The sequence below is a fragment of the Pontibacter sp. BAB1700 genome, from assembly GCF_000277005.1.
GTDB lineage: Bacteria > Bacteroidota > Bacteroidia > Cytophagales > Hymenobacteraceae > Pontibacter > Pontibacter lucknowensis.
In genome coordinates, this window is sequence record NZ_AKIS01000022.1 from 14,892 (window position 1) to 41,736 (window position 26,845).

The following is a 26,845-nucleotide window of genomic DNA, read 5'->3' on the forward strand; positions in this document are numbered from 1 at the left end:
CAGCTGTATCTGGAAAATGATTCATGCCAACCTAAATTAATTTTTTCCGATATTTAAGGTTCAAAACCTACCCAAATGGAAGAAGGAACCAATATTATACTCGACATACTCAGAATTTCTATACCTGCCATTTTGGTGGCCGCAGTAGCTTACTCTATGCTGAAAAAGTTTCTGGAGCGGGACTATAAGCTGCGCTTGCTGGAGCTACGCCATAAAAATGCGGAGGTCGTGACGCCTATCCGGCTACAGGCCTATGAGCGCATTGTGCTGTTGTTGGAGCGCATTACGCCAAGCAACCTCTTGCTGCGGGTGAGTGGGGGAGGCCACACAGCCGCCGAGTACCACCGCATCCTGCTCACCGAAATCCGAAACGAGTTTAATCACAACATGTCGCAGCAGGTATACATGACCGAGCAGGCCTGGCAGCAGGTAAGGCACGCTCGCGAAGAAGTTGTGAACCTGATCAACAAATCCTTCCAAAGCCTCGATGAAAAGGCAAAAGGCACGGAACTGGCCAAACGCATTCTGGAAAACGTGCTCAACAACGAAATCGACCCAACTGCCAAAGCTATCAGCTATCTGAAGCAGGAGATCGGCAGGTGTTTTAATATAAGATCCTGAACTTGATGGTAGCCGGAACCCGCTTCATCTCCTCGATCACTTTCTTATCATATAGCTTGTCGATGTCGGTGATCACGTAGCCGATCTGCTCATTGGTTTTAAGGTACTGACCTAAGATGTTCACCTGGTTGCCGGCCAGCACGCTGTTTATATTGGCAAGCACGCCCGGCACATTCTGGTGGATGTGAATCAGGCGGTGCGCATTCTTGAGCTCTGGCAGCTGGATGTTCGGGAAGTTCACGCTCTGGTAGCTGTTGCCAGTGTTGATATACTCCATAATGCGGCTTGGCACAAAGGTACCGATGTTCTCCTGCGCCTCCTGTGTGCTGCCACCGATGTGCGGGGTCAGGATGACATTGGGCAGTCCACGCAGTTCACTTACAAACTCCTCGTCATTAGTGGCCGGCTCATACGGGTACACATCCACCGCCGCGCCACGTACCTTCCCTGATTTTATGGCTTCCACCAGAGCAGGTAAGTCCACGATATGGCCACGACTGAGGTTCAAAAAAGATGGCCCCCGTCCTTCATGGCGGCAAACTCTTCTGCACCGAACATGCCCTGGTTGCTGGTGCGGCCGTCTACGTGCAGGCTCACAATGTCAGCTATTTGAAGCAGTTGTTTCAGCGTTTCGCATTTACGGGCATTGCCGAGCTGTAGTCTTTCAACCACATCGTAGTAGTACACCACCATGCCCAATGCCTCCGCCAGCACTGACAGTTGCGCTCCAATGCTGCCGTAACCGATTATGCCCAGTTTTTTGTCACGTACCTCTACGCTGCCGGTAGCCGACTTATCCCAAATGCCTGATGCATTTTAATGCTTTTGTCAACGGCATTACGGCAAAGCATGATGATCTCACCGATGGCCAGTTCCACTACACTACGGGTATTACTGTAAGGCGCATTAAACACGGCTACACCGGCGTCCAGGCAGGCGCTCAGGTCGATCTGGTTGGTGCCGATGCAGAATGCACCGATACACATCAGTTTGTTGGCATGCTCGAGTACGCGCTTCGTCACCTGCGTTTTAGAGCGTATACCCAGCACCGACACATTCCTGATCCGCTCGCACAGCTCATCCTCACTCAAAGCTCCCGATACAGTCTCGATCTGGTAGCCCTCACGCTTGAACAACTCGACGGCTTTGGGATGTACGTTCTCCAGCAAAAGCACCCGAATGCGGTTTTTGGGATAGGAGATCGCCATCGGAAGTTTGTGCTGGTAGAGGAACTCGTCCAGACTTGGAGCCACGTCGTCAGCTTTCGCTACTACGCTGTCGCGCACCACGTTTTCGGTGAAAGCATAGAACTTATTGGCCAGTCCGGCTTCTTTTATCTCGTAATCGGTATACCCATCGCCCAGCACGTATACATCGCCTTCCAGCGCCAGCTCTTCAAGTAGCTTTATCTTACCCCGGTCCAGGCACAGCAGGTTCTCTTCATCAAAGCCAATGATGTTGCCTTGTTCGTCAAACCTGAGGTATTGGCGTAAATGTTTTCTTCCTTGATGCCATACTCGGTCACGATCGGGGTGATGAACTCTTTGAAGCCACTTGATACGATCAGGATATGGTCGGCATAAGTCTGGAAGAACTCTTTGTTACGCTTGATGGAGTCCGACACCTTGGTCTGCAAAAGCTGAATCAGTGGCTTCAGATGCCGTCGGTTCGCTTTGAGTAAAGCCAGCCTTTTGGACAGGCCTTCGGTAAACGAGCTCCTCCCTTCCATGGCGCCATTGGTCAGATCCTTAATTTGCTGCAGGATTTCGTCTTTGTTCTCCTCACCCGCCAGACTTATTTCGCCCAGTTCATCCAGTGCCTCTACCTGTGTAAAAGTGCTGTCGAAGTCGATGATGTAGTACTTGTCTTTTGCCATAGTTTGGTCGGGTAATAGAGTTTAATTGTAAGGTATACGCATGGCGCAAGTGTCCTCGCCCACGCTATATTCGCGCTATATTAAAGTTAAAACTTCCCTCTTGAGAGGGGTGTGTTTCATTCTAAGAATACAGACTCAAAAATTATTGTCATTCCCTAAAGAAACTTGGTTGAAATAGGGGGGCCAACCCCGGGAAGTTAAGCTTATACTATTGGGGGGTAGAGGCCCTCTTTACCAGGATCTTTTCAGGATGACATAAAAAGTAAAGTGAAACTGCTCTCCTTTTGAGAGGGGCAGGGGTGTGCTCTTATTTTACATCCTTACATTGGGATGACGGCAATAATATAACACACCAAAGTAAATATAAGGCATAAAAAAATCCGGCAACAGGTATAGCGGCCGGATTTTTCTTCAATTTATTTCTGCTCTATAAGGGGTTGCCTGCTTCAGCCAGTTGCGCGTCGATGATGCGCTGGTAGAATTGCTCGTAGAGCGGCACAATCTTATCGATATCAAAATGATGAGCACGGGCCAATGCATTTGCCTTGAAGGTAGGCAGGTTGGCATCGTCGAGGATGTGCAGGGCGTTTTTCACCATGTCATCCACATCGCCTACTTCGCTTACGAAGCCGGTTACGCCGTGCACATTGAGTTCAGGTATACCGCCTGCGTTGGTTGAGATAACAGGTACTTCGCAAGCCATCGCTTCGAGTGCGGCCAAACCAAAACTCTCTTTCTCGGAAGGCATCAGGAACAAGTCAGCAATGGACAGCACTTCTTCTACTGCCTCCAGTTTACCCAAGAAACGCACGTCATTGCAGATTTTCAGGTCGCGGCAGAGTTTCTCCATTTTAGGTCGCTCTGGTCCGTCACCCACCAACAGGAGCTTCGATGGCATTTTTTCACGCACCTTGGCAAAAATCCGGATAACGTCTTCTACACGCTTCACCCCCCGGAAGTTGGAGGTATGTACCAACAGCTTTTCGTTGTTCGGACTGATGGCTGCCCGGAAGTGCTCTTTCTTCTGGCGCTTGAATTTTTTTAGATCAATGAAGTTTGGAATCACTTCAATGTCTTTCTCGATCTGAAAGAACTCATACGTTTCGGTTCGGAGACTCTCCGAGACAGCCGTCACGCCATCTGACTGGTTTATGCTGAAGGTGACTACCGGCTCAAACGAAGCATCCTTGCCTACCAGGGTGATATCCGTGCCGTGCAGGGTGGTGATAACAGGTATGTAAATGCCTTTGGTTCGCAGGATCTGTTTGGCCATGTAGGCTGCCGACGCATGGGGTATGGCATAATGCACATGCAGCACGTCAAGCTTCTCAAAACGGGCTATGTCTACCATTTTGCTGGCCAGCGCTAGTTCGTATGGCGGGTACTGAAAGAGTGGGTAGTTCGGGATGTATACCTCGTGGTAGGAAACATTCTCGTTAAAAAAATCCAGTCGGGCTGGCTGGCTATAGGTGATGAAGTGCACCTGGTGGCCTTTTAGCGCCAGTTCCTTGCCGAGCTCTGTGGCAACCACGCCACTTCCCCCAAAGGTAGGATAACAAACTATTCCGATTTTCATGGTTTTATGCTGAGGAAACAACAAGTGCAGCCCTATGCGGAGCTGCACTCGTAAAATTATCCTTTTTATTTAAGTTTTAGGTACTATCGCTTTATAGATCACATCGTGTATACGGGTGCGGATGTTGTACTTCACGAGTTTGGAGTTGCTCGCATCCGGGTATACTCTGTTGGAAAGGAATATGTAAATCAGTTGGTTGTCAGGATCTACCCAGGCCCCTGTTCCGGTAAAGCCTGTGTGGCCAAAGGTTGCGTTTGAGGCCAGATTCGACGTTGGGCCATTACCGTCAGGGTCTGGTTTGTCCCAGCCCAATCCGCGGCGACTCGTAGTTGATTGTCTTTTCGCAAACTCGCTCACCACCTCCGATTTGTAGAACTGGTGTCCGCCGTACTTACCGTTCTGCAGGTTCATTTGCATAAGCACGGCTAGGTCGTTGGCGTTGGAGAAAAGACCTGCGTGGCCACCCACACCGCCCATCATGGCAGCGCCCTGGTCATGCACCGTGCCCCAGATCAGGTTCTTACGGAAATAATTGTCATCCTCTGTCGGCACGATCACGTCGCGCTGGTGCTTCAGGAGTGGATTATAGGTCATGGTGCTCAAGCCGAGCGGACCGTAAAAGTTCTGATCCATAAACTCGTTTAGCGGCTGGTTCAGCATGCGCTCCGACATCCGCTTGAGAATGTAGAACCCAAGGTCGCTGTACTGGTAGTCATACGTCTTGGCAGCCTTTGGCTTCACCAGCAGGGGTGAACGCACTGTCCAGGCCCACAGCGAATCTTCCATCGATTTGATGGAGTAGATACCTGGCACCACTTCGTTCGGGAACACATCATTCTGAGCGCTGGCGTAGAAGGTCTGGTTCAGTTGCAGCTTGTCCAGCGTTTTCTGCCAGTGCGGTATACCTGCCCGTAAACCTGACTGGTGGGCCAGCACATCACGAATCACCAGGTTAGCCTTGTTGGTGCCTTTCAGCTCCGGCAGGTAAGTCGATACTTTCTCGTCCAGGTTAATCTTGCCTGGTCTTTGAGGAACATCACCGCCTGCAGCGTAGCCGCCACTTTGGTGATGGAAGCGATATCATATACCGTGTTATTTGTAACAGGCTTTTTCTTGTCGTAGGTATAGTGGCCGTATGATTTGTTGAAGATCACGGTGCCGTTTTTCACCACCAGCACCTGCGCACCCGGCGTTGCGGCATAGGCAATGGCTTCAGTGGCTATGTTATCGATCTGCGCCAGGGTCTTGGAGTCCATTCCTACACTCTCAGGAGTGCCGTACTTCAGGCGACCGAGGGCAGGAGTAGCTATACCTGTTCCTGCTTTCAGCGTAGCCGAAGCCGTTACAGGTAATTTGCCTTTGGCGGCGCGRGCACCAAACAGCACCTGCGGCACCAGCGACTGCGAGGTTGGGTTGTCTTCGTAACCAGCTACCAGCCACTCACTCTGGTCAAAGAACTTCAGGCTATAGGCATTGCCGAACACAGCTACCACTACTTTCTTATTAGTGCTCTTCTGCAGGTATTGCACAAAAGCACGTGTGCCCAAGCCAATTCCAAAATCCTTGAAAGGCGTATTGTTCATGCCGTGCACGCTTACTACCACCACATCATGGTCCTGCAGCTTAGGTATAAGCTTAGTGAAGGCGGAGTCCGGTGCAAATCGGTCCTTGATGTTAAACTTGGTCACCGGAGCGTAATTGCCCAGTGTCTGCTGGAACACACTGTTCGGACCTGTACCGATGGCCACCGATGCAATGTTCAGCGTATCCAGGTTACGGAAAGGAATCAGGCTGGCCTTGTTGCGGGCTACCGTTACAGCATGCTCATACAGCTGCTCCTGCACCACATTGCTCAGCGGACGATCCACATCCTGCTGCAGGTTCGTCAGCGATACCGGCTTATAGTTGTTCAGACCAGCCCAGTATTTAGCGTGCAGAATCTTGCGTACACGCTGGTCAATGTCTTCCTGCTTAATTTGCTTGGTTGTGATGGCTTCGTTGATCTTACGGATAGCGGTTGGCACATCCTCCGGGAATAAAAGCACGTCGTTACCAGCCATCAAAGCCTTCAAATCGACTTCACCGGGCTTGTAGAAGCTGCTCACGCCTTTCATGTTCAGAGCGTCGGTAAATACCAGGCCCTTGTATTTCATTTTCTCTTTCAGAATGCCCGTTACGATCGGCTTGGAGAGCGTAGCCGCCTGATTTTTAGTGGAATCGATCTTTGGCATGTGCAGGTGCGCCACCATCACGCCCATCACGCCAGCCTCAAATGACTTATGGAAAGGGTATAGCTCCACCTCCGAAAGGCGTTTCATGTCGTGGTTTACCACCGGAAGGGTCAGGTGGGAATCAGTATCTGTGTCGCCGTGTCCGGGGAAGTGCTTGGCAACAGCAATCACACCGTGGTCCTGCAGCCCTTTAATGTAAGCTACACCGCGACGGGCTACTTCTTCTTTAGTCTCACCAAAAGAACGGTTACCGATCACCGGGTTGGCTGGGTTCACGTTCACGTCCAGTACGGGTGAGAAGCTCACGTGTACGCCCATGCGCTTCATCTTGAGCGCAATCTCGCGGCCCATCAGGTATATGTACTTGTCGTCGTTGAGCGCGCCCAGCGTCATTTGCTTGGCAAAGTGCATGCTGCTATCAAGGCGCATGTTCAGGCCCCACTCAGCGTCCAGGGCGATCAAGGCGGGTACTTTTGCCTTGCTTTGGAAGCGGTTGGTCAATTGTGCCTGCCTTACCGGACCACCCTGCATGAACATAATGCCACCCACATTGTAGCGGGCTACCAGGGTGTCGATCTGGCGGAAGTGTTTTTCGTCTTTGTTGGAGTAGGCGGCCACCATAAACAGCTGGCCGATACGCTGATTCGGAGTCATGGATGTGAAGACACTGTCTACCCAGCTCTGCTCTTTGGAGGCCACAATGATGTTGTCTGACGGTGTCAGTGACATCAGCGGTCCCATTCCGAGAAAGATAAGTATAAGTAATCCTAAGCTAAAACTCTTCAACATCCTGTACTGGTATTATTATATTGGAACAAGTCGAAATTAAGCCTATTTTTGCAGAAGGCGGTTCAAAAAACGAGAAAAATTATTTCCAGTCTTTCTGCCCCTGACAGGCGGTATAGCGGATGGCCTTTGTAGATGCTAACGCCTCGAGAGCCACAAGCCATACGTCGGTCTCTTGTTAAAATCAGAATCCAGACTCTCTTCTAATTTTCGACCCATTTCGCAACTGGTCTGTAAATTAGTAATAAAATTTGTTCTGAATAAGTTCTGTTTTGACAAAATAGTATATTCAAAAATCCGACCGTTTTTATTAAAAACGCAAGATTTTGCCTGGAAGATACCCTAAATTGAATTAGAAATAGCGGATGTCCGATATTATACACTTATTGCCCGATTACCTGGCTAACCAGATAGCCGCTGGTGAAGTGGTGCAGCGGCCTTCATCGGTGGTAAAAGAACTGCTGGAGAACGCCATTGACGCCCGTGCCACAAGCGTGCAACTGATCGTGAAGGAAGCTGGCAAGCAGCTGGTGCAGGTAGTGGACAACGGTATCGGCATGTCGGAAACCGACGCCCGCATGTGCTTTGAGCGACATGCCACTTCTAAAATCAAGTCCACAGAAGACCTGTTCCGGATCCGGACGATGGGCTTCCGGGGAGAGGCCATGGCTTCGATCGGGGCGGTGGCGCAGGTAGAGCTCAAAACCAAGCCGCACGGTGCCGAAACGGGTACCCGCTTGCTGGTGGAAGGCTCCACGGTGGCCGCGCAGGAACCAGCCGCAATAGCTGCTGGTACTTCCATTGCTGTCAAAAACCTTTTCTATAACGTACCTGCCCGCCGCAATTTTCTGAAAACGAACGCGGTGGAAATGCGACACATACTCGACGAGTTTCAGCGGGTGGCCCTGGCTTACCCGGAAGTGGCCTTTACACTGCACCACAACGAGGTGGAGATATTCAGTCTGCCAGCCGGAAAGCTGAGCCAGCGCATTGTGGGCGTGTTTGGCAACAACCACAAAGAGCAAATGGCCGGCTGCGAAGAAGAAACGCCCTTTATGAGCGTGCGCGGCTACATTGGCAAGCCAGAGTTTGCTAAGAAGACCCGTGGCGAGCAATTCTTCTTCGTAAACAACCGTTTTATCAAGAGCGGCTACCTCAATCATGCCGTGATGACGGCCTATGAGGGGCTCCTGCCGAAAGACAGCCATCCGTTTTATGTGCTCTTTATTGACATTGAGCCGGAGCGGATCGACATTAACGTGCACCCGACCAAGACCGAGATCAAGTTCGAAGACGAGAAGACAGTGTACGCCATCGTGCATGCCGCTGTCAAGAAGTCGCTGGGCACGCACAACATTGCCCCTTCGCTCGATTTCCAGAGTGACGTGAACTTTGCTCCGCTGCAGCCGATCCGGATGCCGCATGGGGGAGAGGGTTTTGAGAAGGAAGGCACCTTCCCGGGCTTTAAAGTGCCGTCCTCGCCTAAAAAGGCCAACGTTAATGGCTGGGAACAGCTCTACGAGCCACTGCGAAATGGTCAGTCGGTACAGCAAGAAGAAGAGCGGATTACCTCGCCATCCGGTATGGGCTTGCTCGACGATACTTTTGCCGCGCCTATGACCACGTCCAGCAAAACTTTGCAGGTGCATCACAAGTACTTGTTGGTGCAGGTAAAGTCTGGTGTGATGATCATTGACCAACAGGCGGCGCAGGAGCGGATTCTATACGAAAAGTATATGGCTTCGCTGCAGAAGAAGATGGTGACCTCGCAGGCGCTTCTTTTTCCGCAGACAATCGAGCTGTCACCAGCTGATGCAGCACTGGTAAAGGAGCTACGGGCCGAGTTTCAGGAGTTGGGCTTCCAGTTCGAGGACTTCGGTGGCAACACTATCATCCTGAACGCCATACCTGCCGATGTGCAGGCGGCCAACGAAAAAGAGCTACTTGAGGAGCTGATTGAGCAGTACAAAAACAATCTGGCTACGCTCAAGTTGGATAAGCGGGAGAACCTGGCCCGGGCCATGGCCAAACGATTGGCTTCCAAACTGCAGCCGCGCATGTCAGACCTTGAGATGAACTCACTCGTAGACAAGCTGTTCGGCTGCGAAGTACCCAACTACACCCCTGGCGGACAGAAGACGCTGGTCATCATGGAGCTCGGTCAGCTGCATGAGCTTTTCCTGAAGGGGTGATTTGAATTGTTAAATTGTTGCTTGTTAGATAGTTGTTGTCCTTCTACAGGTTTAATACCAGGTATAGGTATAGCCACCAGGTATAGCAAGCGACTCGAGAAAAGAAGATAAGATGTTCAATATAACCCCCATGGTCAGGAATCTCCTGATCATCAACGTGGTCGTATTTATACTGCAGGCAAATGGTGTGTTCGACTACCGACAGTTTGCGCTGCACCATTTTGCCTCTGATTATTTTCAGCCGGTTCAGATTTTCACTCACATGTTCCTGCATGGCGGCTGGGCACACCTGTTCAGCAACATGTTCAGCTTGTTCATATTCGGGCCCTTGCTGGAGCGTTTCTGGGGCTCACAGCGCTTCCTAGCCTTTTACCTGATCACAGGTTTGGGAGCCAGTATGCTCTATTCCGGTGTTCGGGCATACGAATTGAATACGATTGAAACCGAGGCGGTACAATACATCGAAAACCCGACCCCAACAGGCTTTTATAACTTTATGGAGTCACACTACGCAGGTGGTTACGAGAAGCGCTTTGCTATTGAGTACCAGCGCAATCCAGACAACGAGGGATATATCTCAGAAAGTAAGAAAGCTGTACGTGCCGTCTTCAATCAAACTTTCAACATGCCCATGCTAGGAGCATCTGGTGCAGTGTTTGGAATACTGATGGCATTTGGGATGCTATTCCCAAATCTGGAGCTTTTCCTGCTCTTTCTGCCCATACCTATAAAAGCCAAATATTTTGTACTCCTGTATGGGGGCTACGAGCTATATGCGGGCTTTAACCGTATACCCGGCGACAATGTGGCCCACTTTGCGCACCTCGGTGGTATGTTATTTGCGTATATTCTTATAAAAATGTGGCAACGCAACGATTATCAGGATACGTAATAGTAAAAACAATAAGTATAAGATAGTAAGGCGCAAAAGCCTTCCCGCTCTTTTCAGCTAACAGGTATAATGAGTATTATCCAAGACATAAAAGACTCTTTCCGGCAGCCGAACAACACCTTGAAGCAGCTTATCCTCATCAACGTCATTGTTTTTGTGGTGCTGATCACGCTCCGGACTGTGTTGTTCCTGACCAGTAGCAGCTGGGCTTACAGTGGCTTGATGCGTTTTATCGCACTGCCCTCTGACCCGCTCGTTTTCATCACCCGCCCCTGGACGATCATTTCATATTTCTTCACGCACGAGGGTTTCCTGCACATCATCTTCAACATGCTCAACCTTTACTGGTTCGGGCAGTTGATCAGGGAGTATCTTGGTGAAAAAAAATTACTGAGCCTCTACATACTGGGAGGTATAGCCGGTGGTTTGCTCTACATCCTGAGTTACAACCTGATTCCATACTTTGCCGATCGTGCCGCGTATGCCGTGATGATCGGTGCCTCAGCGAGTGTACTGGCGGTGGTTGTAGCAGCTGCCACGCTGATACCGAACTATACCTTTAACCTGCTTATCATCGGTCCGGTGCGCATCAAGTACATCGCAGCCTTTCTGGTGATACTTTCTATTTCCGGAGCGATTGGCGACAATGCCGGTGGTAACATCGCCCACTTAGGCGGCGCCCTCTTTGGGTGGCTATTCATTAAGCAGTTGCAGCGCGGCCGCGACATGGGCCGTCCGTTGCATGGCACCATGGACTTTTTTACCGGTCTGTTTAAACGCCGACCGAAACTGAAAGTAACGCACCGGCAGAAAGCGACTGTGGGGAATAATGGCGCCCGTAACAACTCCGGTTACCACACTGGCTATGCCGGTAAACCCAGCCAGATGGAAATCGATCTGATTTTGGATAAGATCTCTGTGTCAGGCTACGAGAGCCTTTCGAAAGAAGAGAAGCAGAAGCTGTTTCAGGCGAGTCAGAAGGATTAGTAATAGATTATTATCTCTGAAAGCTCCTCTTATGAAGCAATTATTAGCTATCCTTATCCTCTTTTTTATAGTTGCAAGTAGTAGCTATGGGCAAAGTGTAGATTCGACTAAGTCTGTTGTGATTAGGATAGATTGCAGCCCCAAACTGTTGAACCCTAGCCGGCAACCTTTATATGTTATTACCTATGGACAGGAAAAGGTAGTAATTGATAAAGAGATAAAAAGTCAATTAGAACGAATTGGTACGGAAAAATTCTCCAGTGTGGAGATTATGAAACAAGAGGAAGCGAAAGCAGTTTATGGAGATGCGGCTAGTAAAGGCGCAATATTAATCAGCCTTGATGAAAACTTGGTCAAAAGAAAAGAATGGAATAAACTGAAAAGCGGACAGCTTGATTAATCCTTTGCTTTCAGAATTAAAATACATAAACAAAAAGCGCCGCTCCTTTGCAGAAGCGGCGCTTTTTGTATGGATAAGCAGGTATAGCGATTAAGCTTTGGCTGCGTTGATGTTATCCAGCGCATCCATTACTTCTTTCACGTGACCGCGTGACGTCTCCAGCAGTTGCTTCTCGTCTTCGTTCAGTTGCAGTTCGATGATCTTCTCGATACCGTTTTTGCCCAGGATTACCGGAACACCCAGGTATACGCCGTCGATGCCGTACTCACCTTCCAACTTCACGCAAACAGGGAATACACGACGCTGGTCGCGTACGATTGCCTCCACCATCTGAGCAGCTGCTGAACCCGGTGCGTACCAGGCAGAAGTACCCATCAGTTTCACCAGTTCGCCACCACCGTTCTTGGTGCGGTCAACAATAGCGTTCAGTGTTTCTTCGTCGATCAGCTCCGTTACAGGTATACCGCCAACCGTCGTGTAGCGTGGAAGTGGAACCATGGTGTCGCCGTGGCCACCCATCAATACTGCCTGTATGTCTTTTGGAGATACGTTCAGGGCCTCAGCCAGGAATGCACGGTAACGGGCAGTGTCCAGGATACCAGCCATACCCATTACGCGGGTGCGTGGCAGCTTGGAAGTGATGTGTGCCGCATAGGTCATCACGTCAAGTGGGTTAGAAACCACGATGATGATGGCGTCAGGAGAGTGCTTTACGATGTTCTCAGTTACCGACTGCACGATGCCGGCATTGGTAGAGATCAGGTCATCGCGCGTCATGCCCGGCTTGCGCGGCAGACCAGAAGTGATCACTACCACGTCAGAACCAGCAGTCTTGCTGTAATCGTTGGTTACGCCAACAGTGCGCGTGTCGTACAGGTTGATGGGGGCTTTCTGCCAGATATCAAGCGCTTTGCCCTCAGCAAAACCTTCTTTAATATCCACTAAAACTACTTCGTTCGCGATTTCGCGGTAAGCCAATACATCGGCGCACGTTGCACCCACGTTACCAGCTCCAACTACGGTTACTTTCATTGTAGGATATACTTTAATTATGGTTTGAGATTCGGTTTACTTCCGTAAAATTAGAAAAATCTATTATTAAAAGCGTGTTTAGTAGCAAGTATCACGCAACACATTGCACGATTTTTCATATTCAAGGCTTCAGACAAAAAGAAAGTGACTGTCTTCCTGAAACAGTGACCTGCTAGGAGGCGCCTCACTCTAAACGTCTACACCAAAATTCTGCTACTTGATACGTGCTACGATGTACGTTTCAAAGAAATCTCCAGCACCTGCTCTGTCTTCTCCGTCACTTTAAAGCGGTTGTCAAGTCGGTGGCCGGCTATCCAGACGATAGACTGGTCAGATACCAATACCAGCGTTTTTGCTTTAAGGTTGGCTGGAATCTTCTTGTCGATCAGAAAATCACTGATTTTTTTCTTGCCGTTCATACCCAGCGGCACAAACCAGTCGCCTTCCTGCCATGAGCGCAGTTTCAGCGGGAATTTAAGCAAGCCGGCATCCAGGGCAGCTACATGCGGTTTGGTGTTGAGCTTATACGCACTGGCAGGTACGTAGCGCAATGTCATTTGCACGTGTTCCTCATCCACTTCCGTCTGGCCTTCTGCAATCGTCACACTCCCAAAGCGGCTCAGGTTACGCGGGGTGATCACAAGCTGTTCGCGGTCCTTTATCAAGGTATGGCTAGGCGAGTCGAACTGTTTACCGGATAGCCTTCCAATGCCTTTACCAGCTCCAGCACCACAGTATAGCTGAAGTTGAAGGGGCGAAGCAACTCATGTAGCACTACTGGCAGACCGGTTGCGTTCTGTAGGGGGACCAGCGACAGGTATACGGCGTCTTCGGCCTCCTTTATACTTTGCTGGCGCAGGTTGTCAATGTAAGTGTGTACGATGGCTTCGGCCTGGCTCACCCGCTCGGCTGTGTGCTGCATGGTTTCCTCGAGGTTTGGGTTGATTTCCTTGAGCACCGGAATTACCTCATGCCTGATTTTGTTGCGCTGGTACTTGGTCGTCTCGTTTGAGGTGTCTTCGCGCCAGATCAGCCGTTGCTCCGTCACGAAATCGAAGATATCGTCTTTGGTAACGGTAAGCATTGGCCGGATGATATGCCCGTTTTTGGCAGGTATGCCATGCAGGCCGGCTATACCTGTGCCCTTGGTCAGGTGGAGCAATATGGTCTCTGTCAGGTCGTTGCTATGGTGGGCCGTGGCGATGTAGTCGTAACCTTCCTGCTGGCGAACCTGTTCAAACCAGGTATAGCGCAGGGTGCGGGCCGCCATCTGGATCGAGAGTTTCTCCTGCGTGGCGAAGGCGCGGGTGTCGAAATTTTCGGTAAAGAAAGGCACATCGTACTTTTTGGCCAGCTTTTTGGCGAAAAGCTGGTCAGCCTCAGCATCTTCGTCGCGAAGGCCAAAGTTGCAGTGCGCAATGGCAAAGGTATATTTGAGCTGGTGCAGTACTTCGCAAAGCACAATTGAATCGATGCCGCTGCTGACAGCCGCCAGTATTTTGCTGTCGGGCTCGCAAAGGTTGTGTGATTGTATGAAACCGGAAACTTTCTGTAGCATAAGGCAGCGGCTGGTATATTTTTTATAATTTTGAAGTTAAGAACAGGCAAAGGCCGCAGGTATATGAAACGTTGAAACGAAACGTCATACTTAGCAGGCCATTGTCTTTTGTCCATAAAGCATGAACACCACAAAATTAGTTTATTCTATTCTGTTTACGCTATTGTCGCTGACAGTTTTGGCGCAGGAGCAACAGCAGCAGAAACCACCGGTGACTGTGCGGCAGGCTACGCAGCAGGTAAAGCCGCCACAGCCGCCCAAAATTGTGCCGCAGCAACAGCCACCGCAGCCGCGCATGAATCAGCCACAGCAGGCCCCTTCACAGCCCCGCATGAACCAGCAGCCGGAGTCCGCACGTCCGGGGCAGACGCCGGCCCAGCAGGGTCCTCAACAGCAGGGCCAGCAGGATCGTGTGCAACTGGAGAGTGCTGATGACCTGATTGGTACTACGATCAATGGGAGACGCGTGAATAAGCTGATTGGGAATGTGATCTTTAAGCAAAAGGAGACGTTTCTTTATGCCGACTCCGTGTACCAATACCGTGACAGTGAGATACTGGAGGCATTCGGCAACGTGCGTATCAACCAGGCAGATACTGTTACCATGACCGGTACGAAGGCCATATACGATGGTGCAAAACGCACTGCCAGAATGAGTGGCGGTGTGACCATGCAGGATCCGCGTATGACACTGACCACGCCTACGCTTGATTATAACCTGGAAAACCGCACGGCAGTCTATACCGAGGGCGGAACCATTGTAGACCCTGAGAACCGCTTGCAGAGCCAGCGCGGTACTTACGACACCAATACCAAAGTCTTTACCTTTCAGCAGAACGTGAAAGTGTTTTCAGCTGACTACGAGATCACAGCGCAGAACATGCGCTACAACACAGAGAGTAAAGTGGTGTACTTCCAGGGACCAACCTTCATCAAAGGTCAGAATGGCGACCTGTACGCAGAGCAGGGTACTTATAATACTATTACCAAAGTATCCCGTTTCGGACGTAATGCCTATATCGTAACGCCGGAATACCGCTTGGGGGGAGATGATCTGTATTATGACGAAGCCCGCGGCTATGGAGAGGCGAAGGTGAACATGACCATGCGCTCGCTCAAAGACGACGTGACCATACGTGGGCAAGTCGGCCGCTACTGGCGAGATCAGGGGGTAGCCAAGGTATGGGGCAGTCCGGTGATGGAGTCAATCATGGATGGTGACACGCTTTACATGGCCGCCGATTCACTTATCTCCCGCGAGGCTAAGGCAGACGGACAGCCAAGTATGCTGTTTGCTTTCAATAACGTCAAGATCTTCAAATCAGACCTGCAGGGCACCTGCGACTCTCTCAGCTACAACCGTACCGACTCGCTGATGTACATGCACCGCAACCCGACCCTGTGGAGTGAGCAGAGCCAGATCGTGGGCGATACCATCCGCATCCACATGCGAAACAAGACCATCGACAAGATGTACATTTTCAGTAACTCCTTTATCACTTCTGAAGACTCACTCCGGAATTACAACCAGGTGAAGGGCCGTAACATGGTGGCGCACTTCCAGGACGGGCGTATGCGACGTGTAAATGTGAACGGCAATGGAGAGAGTATTTACTTTGCCTTGGAAGGTGATTCGGTGCTAACAGGTATGAACCGGGCTGTGTGTAGCGACATGGTTTTGAACTTTGCGGAAAATAAACTGAAATCTATTTCGTTTCTTGTAAATCCGGACGCAAAGTTCATACCGCCGCACGAACTGCAGGCTAGTGACCGAAGGCTTGAAGGATTTGCCTGGCTCGAAGAACTCAGGCCTGATAAAAAAGAGGTACTGGCTCCGCGCGAACCGGTGAAAGCGCCGGATGTGCCTACTAAAGCCGCTGCTCCTGCCAAAGGCAAAGCAGCTGGCAACAAGTCAGGCCAGACGCCAGCTAAAAAGCTGCTGCAGGAGCTGCCAAGCAGTCGCCAGCCCGCAAGTAAACACGCTATATTCACGCTTGTAAATCACAGGGATATTGTATAATTTTGCCCGTTCATGAACAGAGGAATCCTGCATACCGTCGTATTGTTGTGCCTGTTGGTTTTTACAACCAGCTGCAGCAACTTCCAAAAGCTGTTAAAAAGCAACGACGTTGATCTGAAATACAAAGCCGCACTCGAGTACTACGAGAAAGGGGACTACTACCGTGCAAACCAACTGCTTGAGCAGGTGATGCCTTTGATGACGGGTAGAGAAGAGGCTGAGAGAGCCCGTTTCTACTACGCCAACACACATTACCAGCAGCGGGAGTACATGCTGAGTGCCTTCCAGTTCCGTACCTTCTACGAAACCTACCCGCGTAGTGAGATGGCAGAGGAGGCTATGTTCCTGCAGGCTAAGTCACTTTACAACGACTCACCGGACTTCGAGCAGGATCAGACTAGCACCATCACGGCTATGGAGTCGATCCAGGAATTCCTGGTACGCTACCCAAGCAGCCAGTTCTCAGCAGAGGCCAATAAGATGTTCGATGATCTGAGCGCTAAGCTGGATCTGAAAGCTTTTGAAAGTGCCCGCTTATACTACAAGCTGCGCTATTACAAGTCTGCCGTAGTGGCATTTACGAACTTTTTGCGCGAAACCCGTCTTCGCCCTACAGTGAGCAGGCAGCTTACCTGAGAGTGGATGCACAATACCGCTTTGCGCTGGAAAGCGTGCCGGACAAGCAGCAGGAGCGTTTCATGGAAGCCATTGATTTTTACCAGGCCTTCATCGACCAGTATCCCGACAGCAGTTACCTGCGTAGTGCTGAGCAGGTATACGCCAACGCGCAATCGGAGCTCGAGAAAATAAAGAAAAACAACCCAAGCAATTCATAAAGCAAGTATATATGGCAATCGTTCCATCATCAATCGTTACCCGTAACATGGCCGACTTTGCAGAGCAGACCGGCAATGTGTACAAGTCTGTTTCGGTTATCTCTAAAAGAGCCAACCAGATCTCTGTGAAGCTGAAAGAAGAGTTGAACTCTAAGCTGGCCGAGTTTGCCACCACAGTGGACAACCTGGAGGAGGTGTTTGAGAACCGTGAGCAGATCGAAATTTCTAAATACTACGAGCGCCTGCCAAAGCCTACCAGCCTTGCTATTGAGGAATTCCTGGAAGGTAAAGTATACGTGCGCACACCAGACGAAGAGACTGACGAAATATCGCTGTAAGGCGCATGCTCCGGAATCGGAAAATAGTATTGGGGGTCTGCGGAAGTATAGCTGCGTATAAGGCAGCCATGCTAGTTCGCTTACTCGTAAAAGCAGAAGCAGAAGTGCAGGTCATCCTGACCACTTCTGCTTCTGCCTTTATAACCCCGCTCACTTTAGCTACCCTCTCCAAGCGGCCTGTGCTCACTGAATTCGTGCTCAATGAGCAGGGTGTCTGGAACAACCATGTGGAGCTGGGCCTCTGGGCCGATGCCATGGTGGTAGCACCTGCCAGTGCCAACACAGTGGCCAAGTTTGCCAACGGTTTTTGCGATAATCTCTTGTCGGCTACCTACCTGTCAGCACGCTGCCCGGTGTTTGTGGCACCGGCTATGGACCTGGATATGTACCAGCACCCTGCGGTGCAGGCCAACTTTACCAGGCTGCGCGGCTATGGCAACTTCATCATTGAGGCCGGATATGGCGAACTTGCCAGTGGACTGGTGGGGCAGGGGCGTATGGCAGAGCCAGAGGAAATTATTCGCGTATTAGAAAATCACTTCACAGGCATTGGAAAAACTGTTTAAGGGCAAAACCGTCGTCCTGACTGCCGGCCCGACATACGAACCAATTGATCCGGTGCGTTTTATTGGCAACCACTCAACAGGTAAAATGGGCTATGCGCTGGCCGAGTGCTTTGCCAGCCGCGGTGCTCAGGTGCAGCTGGTGGCAGGGCCAACAAACCTGCAGGCGCAGCATGATGCCATCAAGGTTATACCTGTCACGACTGCCGATGAAATGTATGCGGCGGTAAAGCAGCAGGCTCCTGCGGCTGATATCTGGGTATTTGCCGCTGCCGTTGCCGATTACAAACCCAAAGTAGTAGCAGACCGAAAAATAAAAAAAAGCCGGTGCCGAACTGACAATCGAACTCGTTAAGAACGTTGATATAGCAGCGGCACTCGGCAAAGAAAAGCGGCAAGATCAGTTTGCCGTGGGATTTGCCCTGGAGACGGATAATGAAGACAGCAATGCCCGCGAGAAGCTGCAGAAGAAGAACCTGAACATGATTGTGCTGAACTCCCTCAATGATCCGGGCGCTGGTTTTAAGCACGATACAAATAAAATCACTATTATTGAGAAAGATACGACCACGGCTTTTGAACTGAAGCATAAAAGCGAAGTGGCACAGGATATCGTGAACCTGATTTGGGAGAGACTCTATGCTTAAGCGACTGTTTGTTTTGCTGTGTGTGATGGGAGTAGCCTTGGGAGCCCGTGCCCAGGAGTTGCAGTGCGATGTGGTGGTCAACAGCGAACAGGTAGCTTTTGCCAACCGGCAACTGTTCACCGAAATGCAAAACCGCATTTTTGAGTTTATGAACAACCGCCGCTGGACTAATCAGTCTTACCGGGTGGATGAACGCATCAAATGCCGTATGCTCATCAACCTGACTGAAATGCCCGAGGTAGGTACTTTCCGCGCCAATGTACAGATCGTATCCGTACGGCCAGCTTATGGCACCGGCTACGAGTCCACGCTTTTCTCTTTTATCGACCGTGACTGGCTTTTCCAGTTTAACGAGGCCCAACCGCTCGACTTTGCCGAAAACAATTTTACCGGCAACCTGTCAGCCATGCTGGCATACTATGCTATATGATCATCGGGATGGATAACGACAGCTTTGCCAGACTGGGCGGCTCACCTTCCTTTGACCGGGCACGTGGCATCCTGAACCTGGCAGCTTCGCAGACTCCATTTTCCCGGGCTGGCGTCCGTTTGAAGGCAATCGCAACCGCTACTGGATGATCGACAACATACAGGATCCGGTGTTTATACCTTTCCGTGAGGGCATCTATACCATGCACCGCCAGGGGATGGACCTGATGGCACAGGACCCTGAGAAAGCCCGCAAGGCGACACTCGAAGTGCTGCGGAACATCCAGAAGATATCGCAGCAGAAGCCCGGCGCTGCTCTGATCCGTTCATTCTTTGAGGCCAAGTCAGATGAACTGGTGAATATTTTCAAATCGGCCGCTCCGGCTGATAAGCAAGCCGCCTATACCTTACTCACGCAGGTGGATCCTACCAACAACACCAAGTACGAAGTGCTGCTCCAACGCTAAGCCTTTTCCAAATTTCACAGAAAGCGCGTATCTTCACGGGGCGGAGGGCTATACCTGCGCAATCACCTATGGGCAAACGCCAGATCAGAATCTATCGAAACCAATTGGCCGATCACCTGCCTGATCTTCTGCAACAGCAGACGGTGCAAGTGGTGTTGAGAAACCGCGTGGTTGTGCAGGGGGTACTGCAGCATGTGTCAGTCCAGGAGTTGGAGTTGCTCGATGGTCGCAGGCACAAACATACCATACCTGTGCCCGAGGTGGAGGAAGTGATTTACGACATCGAAGCACCTTATTAAAATACACCCAAATTATCGAACTAAGTCCGGGTATTAAATCTTATACCTTGTGACTAGCATCTTGCATCCTTATATATGCTGATTGATCTTAAAATAAAAAACTACGCACTGATAGAGCAGTTGGAAATGAACCCATCGCCAGTGCTCAATATTATAACAGGTGAAACCGGTGCCGGTAAGTCCATTATGCTGGGCGCGATAGGTTTGCTGCTCGGTAACCGCGCCGACTCTAAACTGCTCTTCAACCAGGAGCAGAAGTGCGTGATTGAGGGGGTATTTGATATTTCGCAGTACAACCTCAAAGAGGTGTTTTTAGCTGAGGACTTAGACTTTGACGAACACTGCATCCTGCGTCGTGAGATCAGCCCAAGCGGAAAGTCACGCGCCTTTGTGAACGACACCCCGGTAACGCTGGACGTGCTGCGCAAGATAGGCGAGAACCTGATGGACATCCACTCGCAGCACGACACACTGCAGTTGGGCGACACCAGCTTCCAACTCAATATCCTCGACATTTATGCCGGCAACACTTCGCTGGATATCTATGCAGGCAACCTGTCATACCTGAAAGATTATAACGAGACGTACCGCAAGTATAAGAAGCTCGAAAGCGATTATAAGAAACTGAACGACCAGCTTGCGCAGGCGCAGAAGGAACTGGACTACAACACTTTCCTGCTCAATGAACTGGAGGAGATCAACCTGCAGGAAGATGAACAGGAGCAGCTGGAGACAGAGCTTAAGGAACTGGAGAACGCCGAAGACATCAAGCTGAAGCTGACGCAGGCGGTGCAGTACCTGACAGAGTCAGAGTTTAACATCACCTCCGCGCTGAAAGACACAGTGCAGCTGATCGGGCAATTGGCGGCTTTCTCACCGAAGTATGAAGAGTTGCGCACCCGCACCGAAAGCTGCATGATTGAGCTTAATGACGTGGCAGGTGAACTCGAAGATGCTGAGCGCCGCACCGAAGCCGATCCGGCCCGCACTACGGAGGTACAGGAGCGGCTTAACACCATCTATACCTTGCAGCGCAAGCACCAGGTACAAACTATTGCCGAACTGCTCGAGATTCAGCGTGAACTGGAAGGCAAAGTAGGCAGTGTACTTAACCTGGATAATGCCCTTTCCAGCACCGAAAAAGCCATGAAGGATGCGGAGAAGGAGATGCTGGAGAAAGCCGCTGTGCTTTCGGAGCGTCGTAAGGCTTCGTTTGGTCAGTTCGAGCAGGAACTCTATACCTTGCTGGCCGAACTTGGTATGCCAAACGCCCGCATTGTCATTCAGCACAAAGCCGCTGCACCAACTGCAACAGGTACTGACGAGATCAGTATTTTGTTCAGTGCAAACAAAGGTGCGCAGCCGCAGTCATTGGTAAAAGCTGCCTCAGGCGGTGAATTCTCCCGACTGATGCTCAGCATCAAGTACATGCTGGCCGATAAAACTGCCCTGCCAACCATCGTATTCGACGAGATCGACACAGGCATATCCGGTGAGGTAGCCGTGAAAGTGGGCAGGATGATGCAGCAGATGGCGCAGAAGCACCAGATTATTGCCATTTCGCACTTGCCGCAGATTGCAGCGCAGGGTAACTCCCATTACTTCGTGTACAAGCATGATACCGAAGACCGAACGATCAGCCGTGTGAAGAAACTGAGCGACAAAGAGCGTGTAGATGAAATAGCGCACATGATAGCAGGTGCCAACCCTAGTGCAAGTGCTTACAAGAGTGCCAAAGAGTTGCTTTCGCTGTAATATACACTCAATGTCGCTTCTTTGCTCAGGGCCGCATACTTAAAATAGGAGAGGGGGCTAACGGAGAAATGGGCTTGTGTGAATGATGGCCGATCTTAACTTGAGTTATACCTAGTTATTGCTATATTGCTGCCTGATTTCTGCTGGCTATACCTGGTTGGCAGAAATCCTGAAAATGTGAAACATTAACCTGACAAATACATGTCTTACAATCTGCTTAAAGGAAAGAAAGGAATCATTTTCGGAGCGCTTGACGAGAAGTCTATCGCCTGGAAAGTTGCGATGCGTGCCCATGAAGAGGGTGCTGAGTTTGTGCTGACAAATGCCCCGATCGCAATGCGTATGGGTGAGATCAACAAGCTGGCTGAAGCTTGCAACGCTCAGGTTATACCTGCCGACGCTACTTCTGTTGAGGATCTGGAAAACCTGTTTACAAAAGCTCAGGAAATTTTAGGCGGTAAGATCGACTTCGTGCTGCACTCAATCGGCTCAAGCCCGAACATCCGTAAAGGCAAGTCTTACGGCGACCTGAACTACGACTGGTTCCTGAAGACGCTGGACATCTCAGCCATTTCTTTCCACAAGGTGATGCACGTAGCTGAGAAGCAGAACGCCATGAATGAGTGGGGTTCTATCGTAGCGCTTTCGTATATCGCGGCGCAGCGTGTGTTCCCTGATTATACTGACATGTCACATGCAAAGGCTGTGCTTGAGTCTATTGCGCGTAACTATGGCTACCGCCTGGGCAAGCTGAATAAGGTACGTGTGAACACAGTGTCGCAGTCACCGACCAAGACGACCGCTGGTACAGGTGTAGGAGGTTTCGACGCTTTCTATGACTATGCTGACAAGATGTCTCCACTAGGCAACGCCTCTGCTGAGTCTTGCGCAGACTACTGTATCACCCTGTTCTCTGACCTGACCCGTATGGTGACCATGCAGAACCTGATGCACGACGGCGGCTTCTCTGCCATGGGCATCTCTGAAGATGTGGTGGAGATGATTAATAAGCAGTCTTAATTCCAGATTTGAAGATCTGGAGATTTAAAATAGATCTGACATGCTCTGAAATATGAAGAGCCCCTGGTACTAAGTGTGCTAGGGGCTTTTTTGATATACTTTTCTGAACGATCTGAAGTGAGGTAAGAGATAGTTTAGATCGTCAGGTGGCAGGGTTATACTCGTGGAGCTCCTAAGGCGCCCCATCGCCACACCTCGGCATTATGCATCCTCGCGATTCACTTTGGTAAAGTCAAACGCAGGTACGCATACAGACCAGTATTCAGTCTCCTCATCGTAAGGATTGGAGTAACGAATGCGGGCACCTGCTTTGATCAGGATGGACTCACCGGCTTCCACTACCACTTCCTCCCCGTCAATCTCAATCAGCTTGCGGCCGCGTAGCACGATCGTGATCTCGTCGAACTCCGGCGTCTGATGCGCCTCCCCCCAGTGCGGCGGGGCTACCATATGCGCGACGCTGAAGGCGCTGGTATGGGTAGAGGCTTTGCCGAAATGCTCTTCTATCAGCTTACCGTCGGTGGTAGGTACCCGAAAAGGCTTAGTTTGTTTGAAGTATTTTTTCTCAGACATAGGCTGGCAGGTATAGCTTAGGATTTGTCAGGGCACTCGCCTTTGGTGTAAGAAGTCACGCCGGCACGATCAGCCTCACAGGCATTGCCGTAAGTTTTGCCGTCGCAGCCGCATACGGGGTCATACTGCATGGTGCACATCTGGTCAGGGTTGATCTTGGATTGGTCAATGCAGGCTATTTCGCTGTTTTTGCAGGAGTAAAGGGTTCCCATAGCCAGGAATGCTAATGCCAGGGCTGTTTTTTTCATAAGGTTTTATTTTATTGTTGTATTATACGTGCTACTGAATAGAAAGAGAATAGAAACGCTGGTATGCAAAGATAAGGGCTTGCAAACTAAGTATGCAGCAACCCGTATGTATTGGAACGTAAATTAAACGAGATACAGGTATAAGGACCATGCTTTCTATTCTGAAGGAGCTACGCCTTATCAAATAAACAGCACCTGAAAATGATAAACAACATGAACGACGAAAAAGGAAAAATTCTGCTGGCCACACTGGCCGGTATTGGAGCCGGTGTAGTAGCCGGTGTACTACTCGCCCCAAACAATGGCCTGGACACACGCGATAGCCTGAAAAAAACGCTCACCAAAGTAAGCGATGACGTGGAGCGTACTGTCAAGAACTTTATGGATAAGCTGGAACGCAACAAGGTGACCGATGATGGGAGCAGCCTGATTATGCGCGGATCCTGGGATGATGTAAAGGGGCAGTTGAAGAAAAACTACGCTGACCTGACCGATGATGACCTGACTTATGTGGAAGGGCAGGAAGACGAATTGTTTGGACGTTTGCAGCAGAAACTGGGCAAAACCAAAAATGAGATCATGAAGGTGATCAGAGACTTGTAAGAGAATACGGAACATAATTTAAAGCTCAGCAAAGTGTTTTGCTGAGCTTTTTTTCGTTATTTAGATGCACTACAACATAAAACTGTAGTATAGTTATAACTTAATACATAGCTTCGTCGTTATTAGGGCAATAGCTAATATTAAAGAAACCAAATCCAACAATTTATAATAAACAGAACTATGAAAGATAATAGCGGAAAGATCATGCTTGCACTGTTGGCAGGCGCTAGCGCTGGTGTAATTGCAGGCTTATTGATGGCTCCAGACACAGGTGAACACACCAGAACCGGTATCAAGAAGTGGGCTAACAAACTAAGCAAAGATCTTGAGAAGAACCTGCAGACTGGCCTTGACGAAATCAAAAACATGAGCAACGAGGCCATGAGCAAAATGGGCAGCGCCAATAAAGAAGGCGGTAACACTGGTGGCAGTTCGTCTTCATCAGCTGGTTCAACCGGCTCAACCGGCTCTACTACTGGTACATCTGGCAGCACAAATGCTGGTGGCTCTACTGTAACAAACGTATAACCTGCCACACCGGGCATAGCCCATTCAAAACGTATACTTAAACTTGGCTTGTTCCTGGGGCACGTGTGCCCGCTGAGGTGGAAACAAGCTTTGTGAAGGCGAAAGGCCTGTTCCATACCGGAACAGGCCTTTGTTTTTGGATGCTACTGATTTGATCAGCGCTAACCTTAGGACTTTACTCCCGTTATTATTTTAAAGAGTATAATATTTCGCGCAATAGAATTCACAATAAAACCAAAGCAAACTATGAGAACGAAAATGGATTACAGCAGCCTGGGAGAGGCAAAAAGTACATACAGCAACAACCCAAGATCATCGTCTACCAATAGTCATGTGGGTAGAGAAACGAGCGGAAATGTAACGCACTCCTCTGTGCGGGAGCCGAAGCACCAGCCGAAAATGCAGCAACGTACAGCGTATAGCAGCGGTAGTCGCAGGTCATCGTCTTCCAGCTCGCATGATGAGAGCAGCGGGACCTTGGGGGTCGCCATGGGCTTGCTCGCCGGCGCAGCGTAGGAGTGCTGGCAGGTATACTCATGGCACCCGACAGTGGCCGCATTACCCGTCGCCGCCTGTCAGACTCCGCCGCCTGGGTAGGCCGCGGCATCAACGAGAAGTTAGGTGCTGGTAAGACCAAAATTGACTCCTGGGTCGGAAAAGAAGAAAGCCTGAAAGATGCCACGGACAAAGTGAAGGATAGAATTTCAGGCGAGGAAAAGCTATAGAAAGAAGATAAGCATAAAACAGAAATGGCCCGCTAAGGTATAGCGGGCCATTTCTGTTTTATGGAAAATTAACTTTTATTCTTCTCTTCTCTCTGGCTTCATTTGTGGGAAGAACAGCACATCCTGAATGGAGTTAGAGTTTGTCATGATCATGGTCAGGCGATCTATACCTACACCCAAGCCAGCGGTTGGTGGCATACCGTATTCCAGGGCACGCAGGAAGTCTTCGTCCAGGGCCATGGCCTCCACGTCACCGCGTTTTGCCAGTTCCAGCTGCTCCTCAAAGCGGGCACGCTGATCAACCGGGTCATTCAGCTCCGAGAAGGCATTACAGATTTCTTTGCCATTACAGATGGCCTCGAAACGCTCCACCAAACCTGGCTTGTCGCGGTGCTTCTTGGCAAGCGGGCTCATCTCCACAGGGTAATCTGTGATGAAAGTCGGCTGTATCAGGTTAGGCTCTGCCGTCTCCCCGAATATCTCATCAATGATTTTGGCTTTGCCCATGGTTGGGTCCACATGAATGCCCAATTGCTGCGCCGCCTGGCGAAGCTCCGGTTCTTCCATGTTCGAGATGTCGATCTTCGTGAAGTGCTCAATGGCTTCGTACATGGTGTAGCGCTTCCATGGACGGGCAAAGTTGATCAGGTTTTCGCCAACCTGTACTTCTGTTTTACCGTGCAGAGCAAGGGCGACTTTTTCTACCATCTCCTCTACCAAATCCATCATCCAGTTGTAGTCCTTGTAGGTAACGTACAGCTCCATCACCGTAAACTCCGGGTTGTGGAAACGGCTCATACCCTCGTTACGGAAGTCCTTGGCAAACTCAAACACACCGTCGAATCCACCTACGATGAGGCGCTTCAGGTATAGCTCATTGGCAATGCGCAGGTATAGCGTCATATCCAGTGTGTTGTGGTGCGTCTTGAACGGACGAGCCGCAGCACCGCCGTGTATAGGCTGCAGAATCGGCGTTTCTACTTCCAGGTAACCTTTTTCAGCAAGGAAGTTACGCATGGTGCTCACCAGCTGTGTACGCTTCTTAAAAGTCTCACGCACATGCGGGTTCACGATTAGGTCCACGTAACGCTGACGGTAACGCAGCTCCGGATCCGTAAAACCGTCGTGCACGATCTCGTTGCCGTTCTCGTCAATCTCACGCTTCACAATAGGCAATGGGCGAAGTGACTTCGTCAGGACTTTCAATTCCGTCACGTGTACCGAGATCTCGCCTACCTGCGTTACAAAAGCGTATCCTTTGATGCCGATGAAGTCACCGATGTCGAGCATCTTCTTGAACACGGTGTTGTACATGTCCTTGTTTTCGCCTGGTGCAATGTCATCGCGTGATACATAGATCTGGATGCGACCCGTGCTGTCCATCAGCTCAGCAAATGAGGCTTTGCCCATCACGCGGCGACTCATCAAACGACCAGCCAGGGTTACTTCCTGGTAGTTGTTCTTCTCCTTATCGAAATTCTCCTTTATCTCTTTGGCCGTGGCCGTCACTTCAAATGTTTCGGATGGATATGGGTTGATGCCCATTTTCTCCAGCTCTTCGCGCTCGTGGCGTCTGCGTAGTTCCTGTTCGCTGAGTTGCATGCGATTTTAGTACTAAATGTGACTGTTATATATAAACTGCA

27 protein-coding genes and 3 pseudogenes are annotated in these 26,845 nt (G+C 50.2%); 21 read left to right on the forward strand and 9 right to left on the reverse strand.

Features of this window, described 5'->3' with window-relative positions:
- Window positions 1-75 precede the first annotated feature (75 nt).
- Window positions 76-621 carry a hypothetical protein gene (locus O71_RS03300; RefSeq protein ID WP_007653189.1) on the forward strand — a complete coding sequence of 182 codons (546 nt, stop codon included), beginning with the start codon at window positions 76-78 and terminating at the stop codon, window positions 619-621.
- Here the strand turns inward: O71_RS03300 and serA are convergent.
- The 3 genes and pseudogenes from serA to O71_RS03315 form a co-directional block, all read right to left on the reverse strand.
- A pseudogene (serA, locus tag O71_RS24210) lies at window positions 605-2,497 on the reverse strand (phosphoglycerate dehydrogenase). The gene O71_RS03300 and the pseudogene serA overlap by 17 nt on opposite strands.
- A 427-nt stretch (window positions 2,498-2,924) precedes the next feature.
- Window positions 2,925-4,073 (reverse strand): N-acetyl-alpha-D-glucosaminyl L-malate synthase BshA, encoded by a 1,149-nt coding sequence (bshA, locus tag O71_RS03310; RefSeq protein WP_192811626.1) that lies wholly within the window; start codon window positions 4,071-4,073, stop codon window positions 2,925-2,927.
- Between the two features lie 69 nt (window positions 4,074-4,142).
- Window positions 4,143-7,093, reverse strand: a pseudogene (locus O71_RS03315) (glycoside hydrolase family 3 N-terminal domain-containing protein).
- A gap of 362 nt (window positions 7,094-7,455) precedes the next feature.
- Between O71_RS03315 and mutL the strand changes: the two are divergent.
- From mutL to O71_RS03335, 4 genes are all read left to right on the forward strand, one after another.
- Window positions 7,456-9,282, forward strand: coding sequence for a DNA mismatch repair endonuclease MutL (mutL, locus tag O71_RS03320; RefSeq protein WP_007653202.1), 1,827 nt, complete (start codon window positions 7,456-7,458; stop codon window positions 9,280-9,282).
- Between the two features lie 130 nt (window positions 9,283-9,412).
- Entirely contained in the window at window positions 9,413-10,174 is a 762-nt protein-coding gene (locus O71_RS03325; protein WP_007653204.1) for a rhomboid family intramembrane serine protease, read from the forward strand.
- Between the two features lie 69 nt (window positions 10,175-10,243).
- Window positions 10,244-11,161 carry a rhomboid family intramembrane serine protease gene (locus O71_RS03330; protein WP_007653206.1) on the forward strand — a complete coding sequence of 306 codons (918 nt, stop codon included), beginning with the start codon at window positions 10,244-10,246 and terminating at the stop codon, window positions 11,159-11,161.
- 31 nt (window positions 11,162-11,192) lie between these two features.
- On the forward strand, window positions 11,193-11,561 hold the full coding sequence (locus O71_RS03335; RefSeq protein ID WP_007653208.1) for a hypothetical protein: 369 nt from the start codon (window positions 11,193-11,195) through the stop codon (window positions 11,559-11,561).
- 90 nt (window positions 11,562-11,651) lie between these two features.
- Here O71_RS03335 and mdh read toward each other — a convergent pair whose 3' ends face one another.
- The 3 genes from mdh to tilS (O71_RS03345) form a co-directional block, all read right to left on the reverse strand.
- Window positions 11,652-12,593, reverse strand: coding sequence for a malate dehydrogenase (gene mdh / locus O71_RS03340; RefSeq protein WP_007653210.1), 942 nt, complete (start codon window positions 12,591-12,593; stop codon window positions 11,652-11,654).
- Window positions 12,594-12,820: 227 nt separating this feature from the next.
- Entirely contained in the window at window positions 12,821-13,258 is a 438-nt protein-coding gene (gene tilS, locus O71_RS25055) for a tRNA lysidine(34) synthetase TilS (protein ID WP_051017688.1), read from the reverse strand.
- Window positions 13,255-14,151, reverse strand: coding sequence for a tRNA lysidine(34) synthetase TilS (gene tilS, locus O71_RS03345; protein ID WP_051017689.1), 897 nt, complete (start codon window positions 14,149-14,151; stop codon window positions 13,255-13,257). The genes tilS (O71_RS25055) and tilS (O71_RS03345) overlap by 4 nt, the downstream gene beginning before the upstream one ends.
- A gap of 121 nt (window positions 14,152-14,272) precedes the next feature.
- Here tilS (O71_RS03345) and O71_RS03350 point away from each other — a divergent pair, with 121 nt between their 5' ends.
- From O71_RS03350 to O71_RS03395, 12 genes and pseudogenes are all read left to right on the forward strand, one after another.
- Window positions 14,273-16,171 (forward strand): OstA-like protein, encoded by a 1,899-nt coding sequence (locus O71_RS03350; RefSeq protein ID WP_051017690.1) that lies wholly within the window; start codon window positions 14,273-14,275, stop codon window positions 16,169-16,171.
- 12 nt (window positions 16,172-16,183) lie between these two features.
- Window positions 16,184-16,807: an outer membrane protein assembly factor BamD gene (locus O71_RS03355; RefSeq protein WP_051017691.1), complete on the forward strand. Its 624-nt coding sequence runs from the start codon at window positions 16,184-16,186 to the stop codon at window positions 16,805-16,807.
- A 2-nt stretch (window positions 16,808-16,809) separates the two neighbouring features.
- The gene (locus O71_RS25060; RefSeq protein ID WP_051017692.1) at window positions 16,810-17,007 is read left to right on the forward strand and encodes a hypothetical protein; all 198 of its coding nucleotides are present in this window, start codon (window positions 16,810-16,812) and stop codon (window positions 17,005-17,007) included.
- A gap of 11 nt (window positions 17,008-17,018) precedes the next feature.
- A complete protein-coding gene (locus O71_RS03360; protein ID WP_007653213.1) occupies window positions 17,019-17,345 on the forward strand; it encodes a DNA-directed RNA polymerase subunit omega in 327 nt (108 codons plus the stop codon).
- A gap of 68 nt (window positions 17,346-17,413) precedes the next feature.
- Window positions 17,414-17,911, forward strand: coding sequence for a flavoprotein (locus O71_RS26985; protein WP_007653215.1), 498 nt, complete (start codon window positions 17,414-17,416; stop codon window positions 17,909-17,911).
- Window positions 17,895-18,263 carry a phosphopantothenoylcysteine decarboxylase gene (locus O71_RS26990; protein ID WP_007653217.1) on the forward strand — a complete coding sequence of 123 codons (369 nt, stop codon included), beginning with the start codon at window positions 17,895-17,897 and terminating at the stop codon, window positions 18,261-18,263. Before O71_RS26985 ends, O71_RS26990 begins: the two co-directional genes overlap by 17 nt.
- 10 nt (window positions 18,264-18,273) lie before the next feature.
- Window positions 18,274-18,555, forward strand: coding sequence for a phosphopantothenoylcysteine decarboxylase (locus tag O71_RS26995; RefSeq protein WP_369750865.1), 282 nt, complete (start codon window positions 18,274-18,276; stop codon window positions 18,553-18,555).
- A 25-nt stretch (window positions 18,556-18,580) separates the two neighbouring features.
- A pseudogene (locus tag O71_RS26270) lies at window positions 18,581-19,134 on the forward strand (DUF4835 family protein).
- A complete protein-coding gene (locus O71_RS26275) occupies window positions 19,131-19,451 on the forward strand; it encodes a DUF4835 family protein (RefSeq protein WP_007653223.1) in 321 nt (106 codons plus the stop codon). Before O71_RS26270 ends, O71_RS26275 begins: the two are co-directional and overlap by 4 nt.
- 68 nt (window positions 19,452-19,519) lie before the next feature.
- A complete protein-coding gene (locus O71_RS03385) occupies window positions 19,520-19,750 on the forward strand; it encodes a hypothetical protein (RefSeq protein ID WP_007653225.1) in 231 nt (76 codons plus the stop codon).
- A 75-nt stretch (window positions 19,751-19,825) separates the two neighbouring features.
- Entirely contained in the window at window positions 19,826-21,505 is a 1,680-nt protein-coding gene (gene recN, locus O71_RS03390) for a DNA repair protein RecN (protein ID WP_007653227.1), read from the forward strand.
- A gap of 201 nt (window positions 21,506-21,706) precedes the next feature.
- Entirely contained in the window at window positions 21,707-22,525 is an 819-nt protein-coding gene (locus tag O71_RS03395; RefSeq protein WP_007653229.1) for an enoyl-ACP reductase, read from the forward strand.
- Between the two features lie 201 nt (window positions 22,526-22,726).
- Here O71_RS03395 and O71_RS03400 read toward each other — a convergent pair whose 3' ends face one another.
- Window positions 22,727-23,098, reverse strand: coding sequence for a cupin domain-containing protein (locus O71_RS03400; RefSeq protein ID WP_007653231.1), 372 nt, complete (start codon window positions 23,096-23,098; stop codon window positions 22,727-22,729).
- Window positions 23,099-23,115: 17 nt separating this feature from the next.
- Window positions 23,116-23,346 carry a Kazal-type serine protease inhibitor gene (locus O71_RS03405; RefSeq protein WP_007653234.1) on the reverse strand — a complete coding sequence of 77 codons (231 nt, stop codon included), beginning with the start codon at window positions 23,344-23,346 and terminating at the stop codon, window positions 23,116-23,118.
- A 201-nt stretch (window positions 23,347-23,547) separates the two neighbouring features.
- On the opposite strand from O71_RS03405, the gene O71_RS22460 reads away from it, so the two are divergent.
- The 4 genes from O71_RS22460 (at window position 23,548) to O71_RS03420 (ending at window position 25,202) form a co-directional block, all read left to right on the forward strand.
- A complete protein-coding gene (locus tag O71_RS22460; RefSeq protein ID WP_007653235.1) occupies window positions 23,548-23,949 on the forward strand; it encodes a CsbD family protein in 402 nt (133 codons plus the stop codon).
- 180 nt (window positions 23,950-24,129) lie between these two features.
- Window positions 24,130-24,477: a YtxH domain-containing protein gene (locus O71_RS21375; RefSeq protein WP_007653241.1), complete on the forward strand. Its 348-nt coding sequence runs from the start codon at window positions 24,130-24,132 to the stop codon at window positions 24,475-24,477.
- Window positions 24,478-24,723: 246 nt separating this feature from the next.
- Window positions 24,724-24,993, forward strand: coding sequence for a hypothetical protein (locus O71_RS23655; RefSeq protein WP_155800468.1), 270 nt, complete (start codon window positions 24,724-24,726; stop codon window positions 24,991-24,993).
- A gap of 20 nt (window positions 24,994-25,013) precedes the next feature.
- The gene (locus tag O71_RS03420; protein WP_040573529.1) at window positions 25,014-25,202 is read left to right on the forward strand and encodes a hypothetical protein; all 189 of its coding nucleotides are present in this window, start codon (window positions 25,014-25,016) and stop codon (window positions 25,200-25,202) included.
- Window positions 25,203-25,277: 75 nt separating this feature from the next.
- Here the strand turns inward: O71_RS03420 and lysS are convergent, their stop codons facing one another.
- Window positions 25,278-26,804 (reverse strand): lysine--tRNA ligase, encoded by a 1,527-nt coding sequence (gene lysS / locus O71_RS03425; protein ID WP_007653245.1) that lies wholly within the window; start codon window positions 26,802-26,804, stop codon window positions 25,278-25,280.
- Window positions 26,805-26,845: the final 41 nt, after the last annotated feature.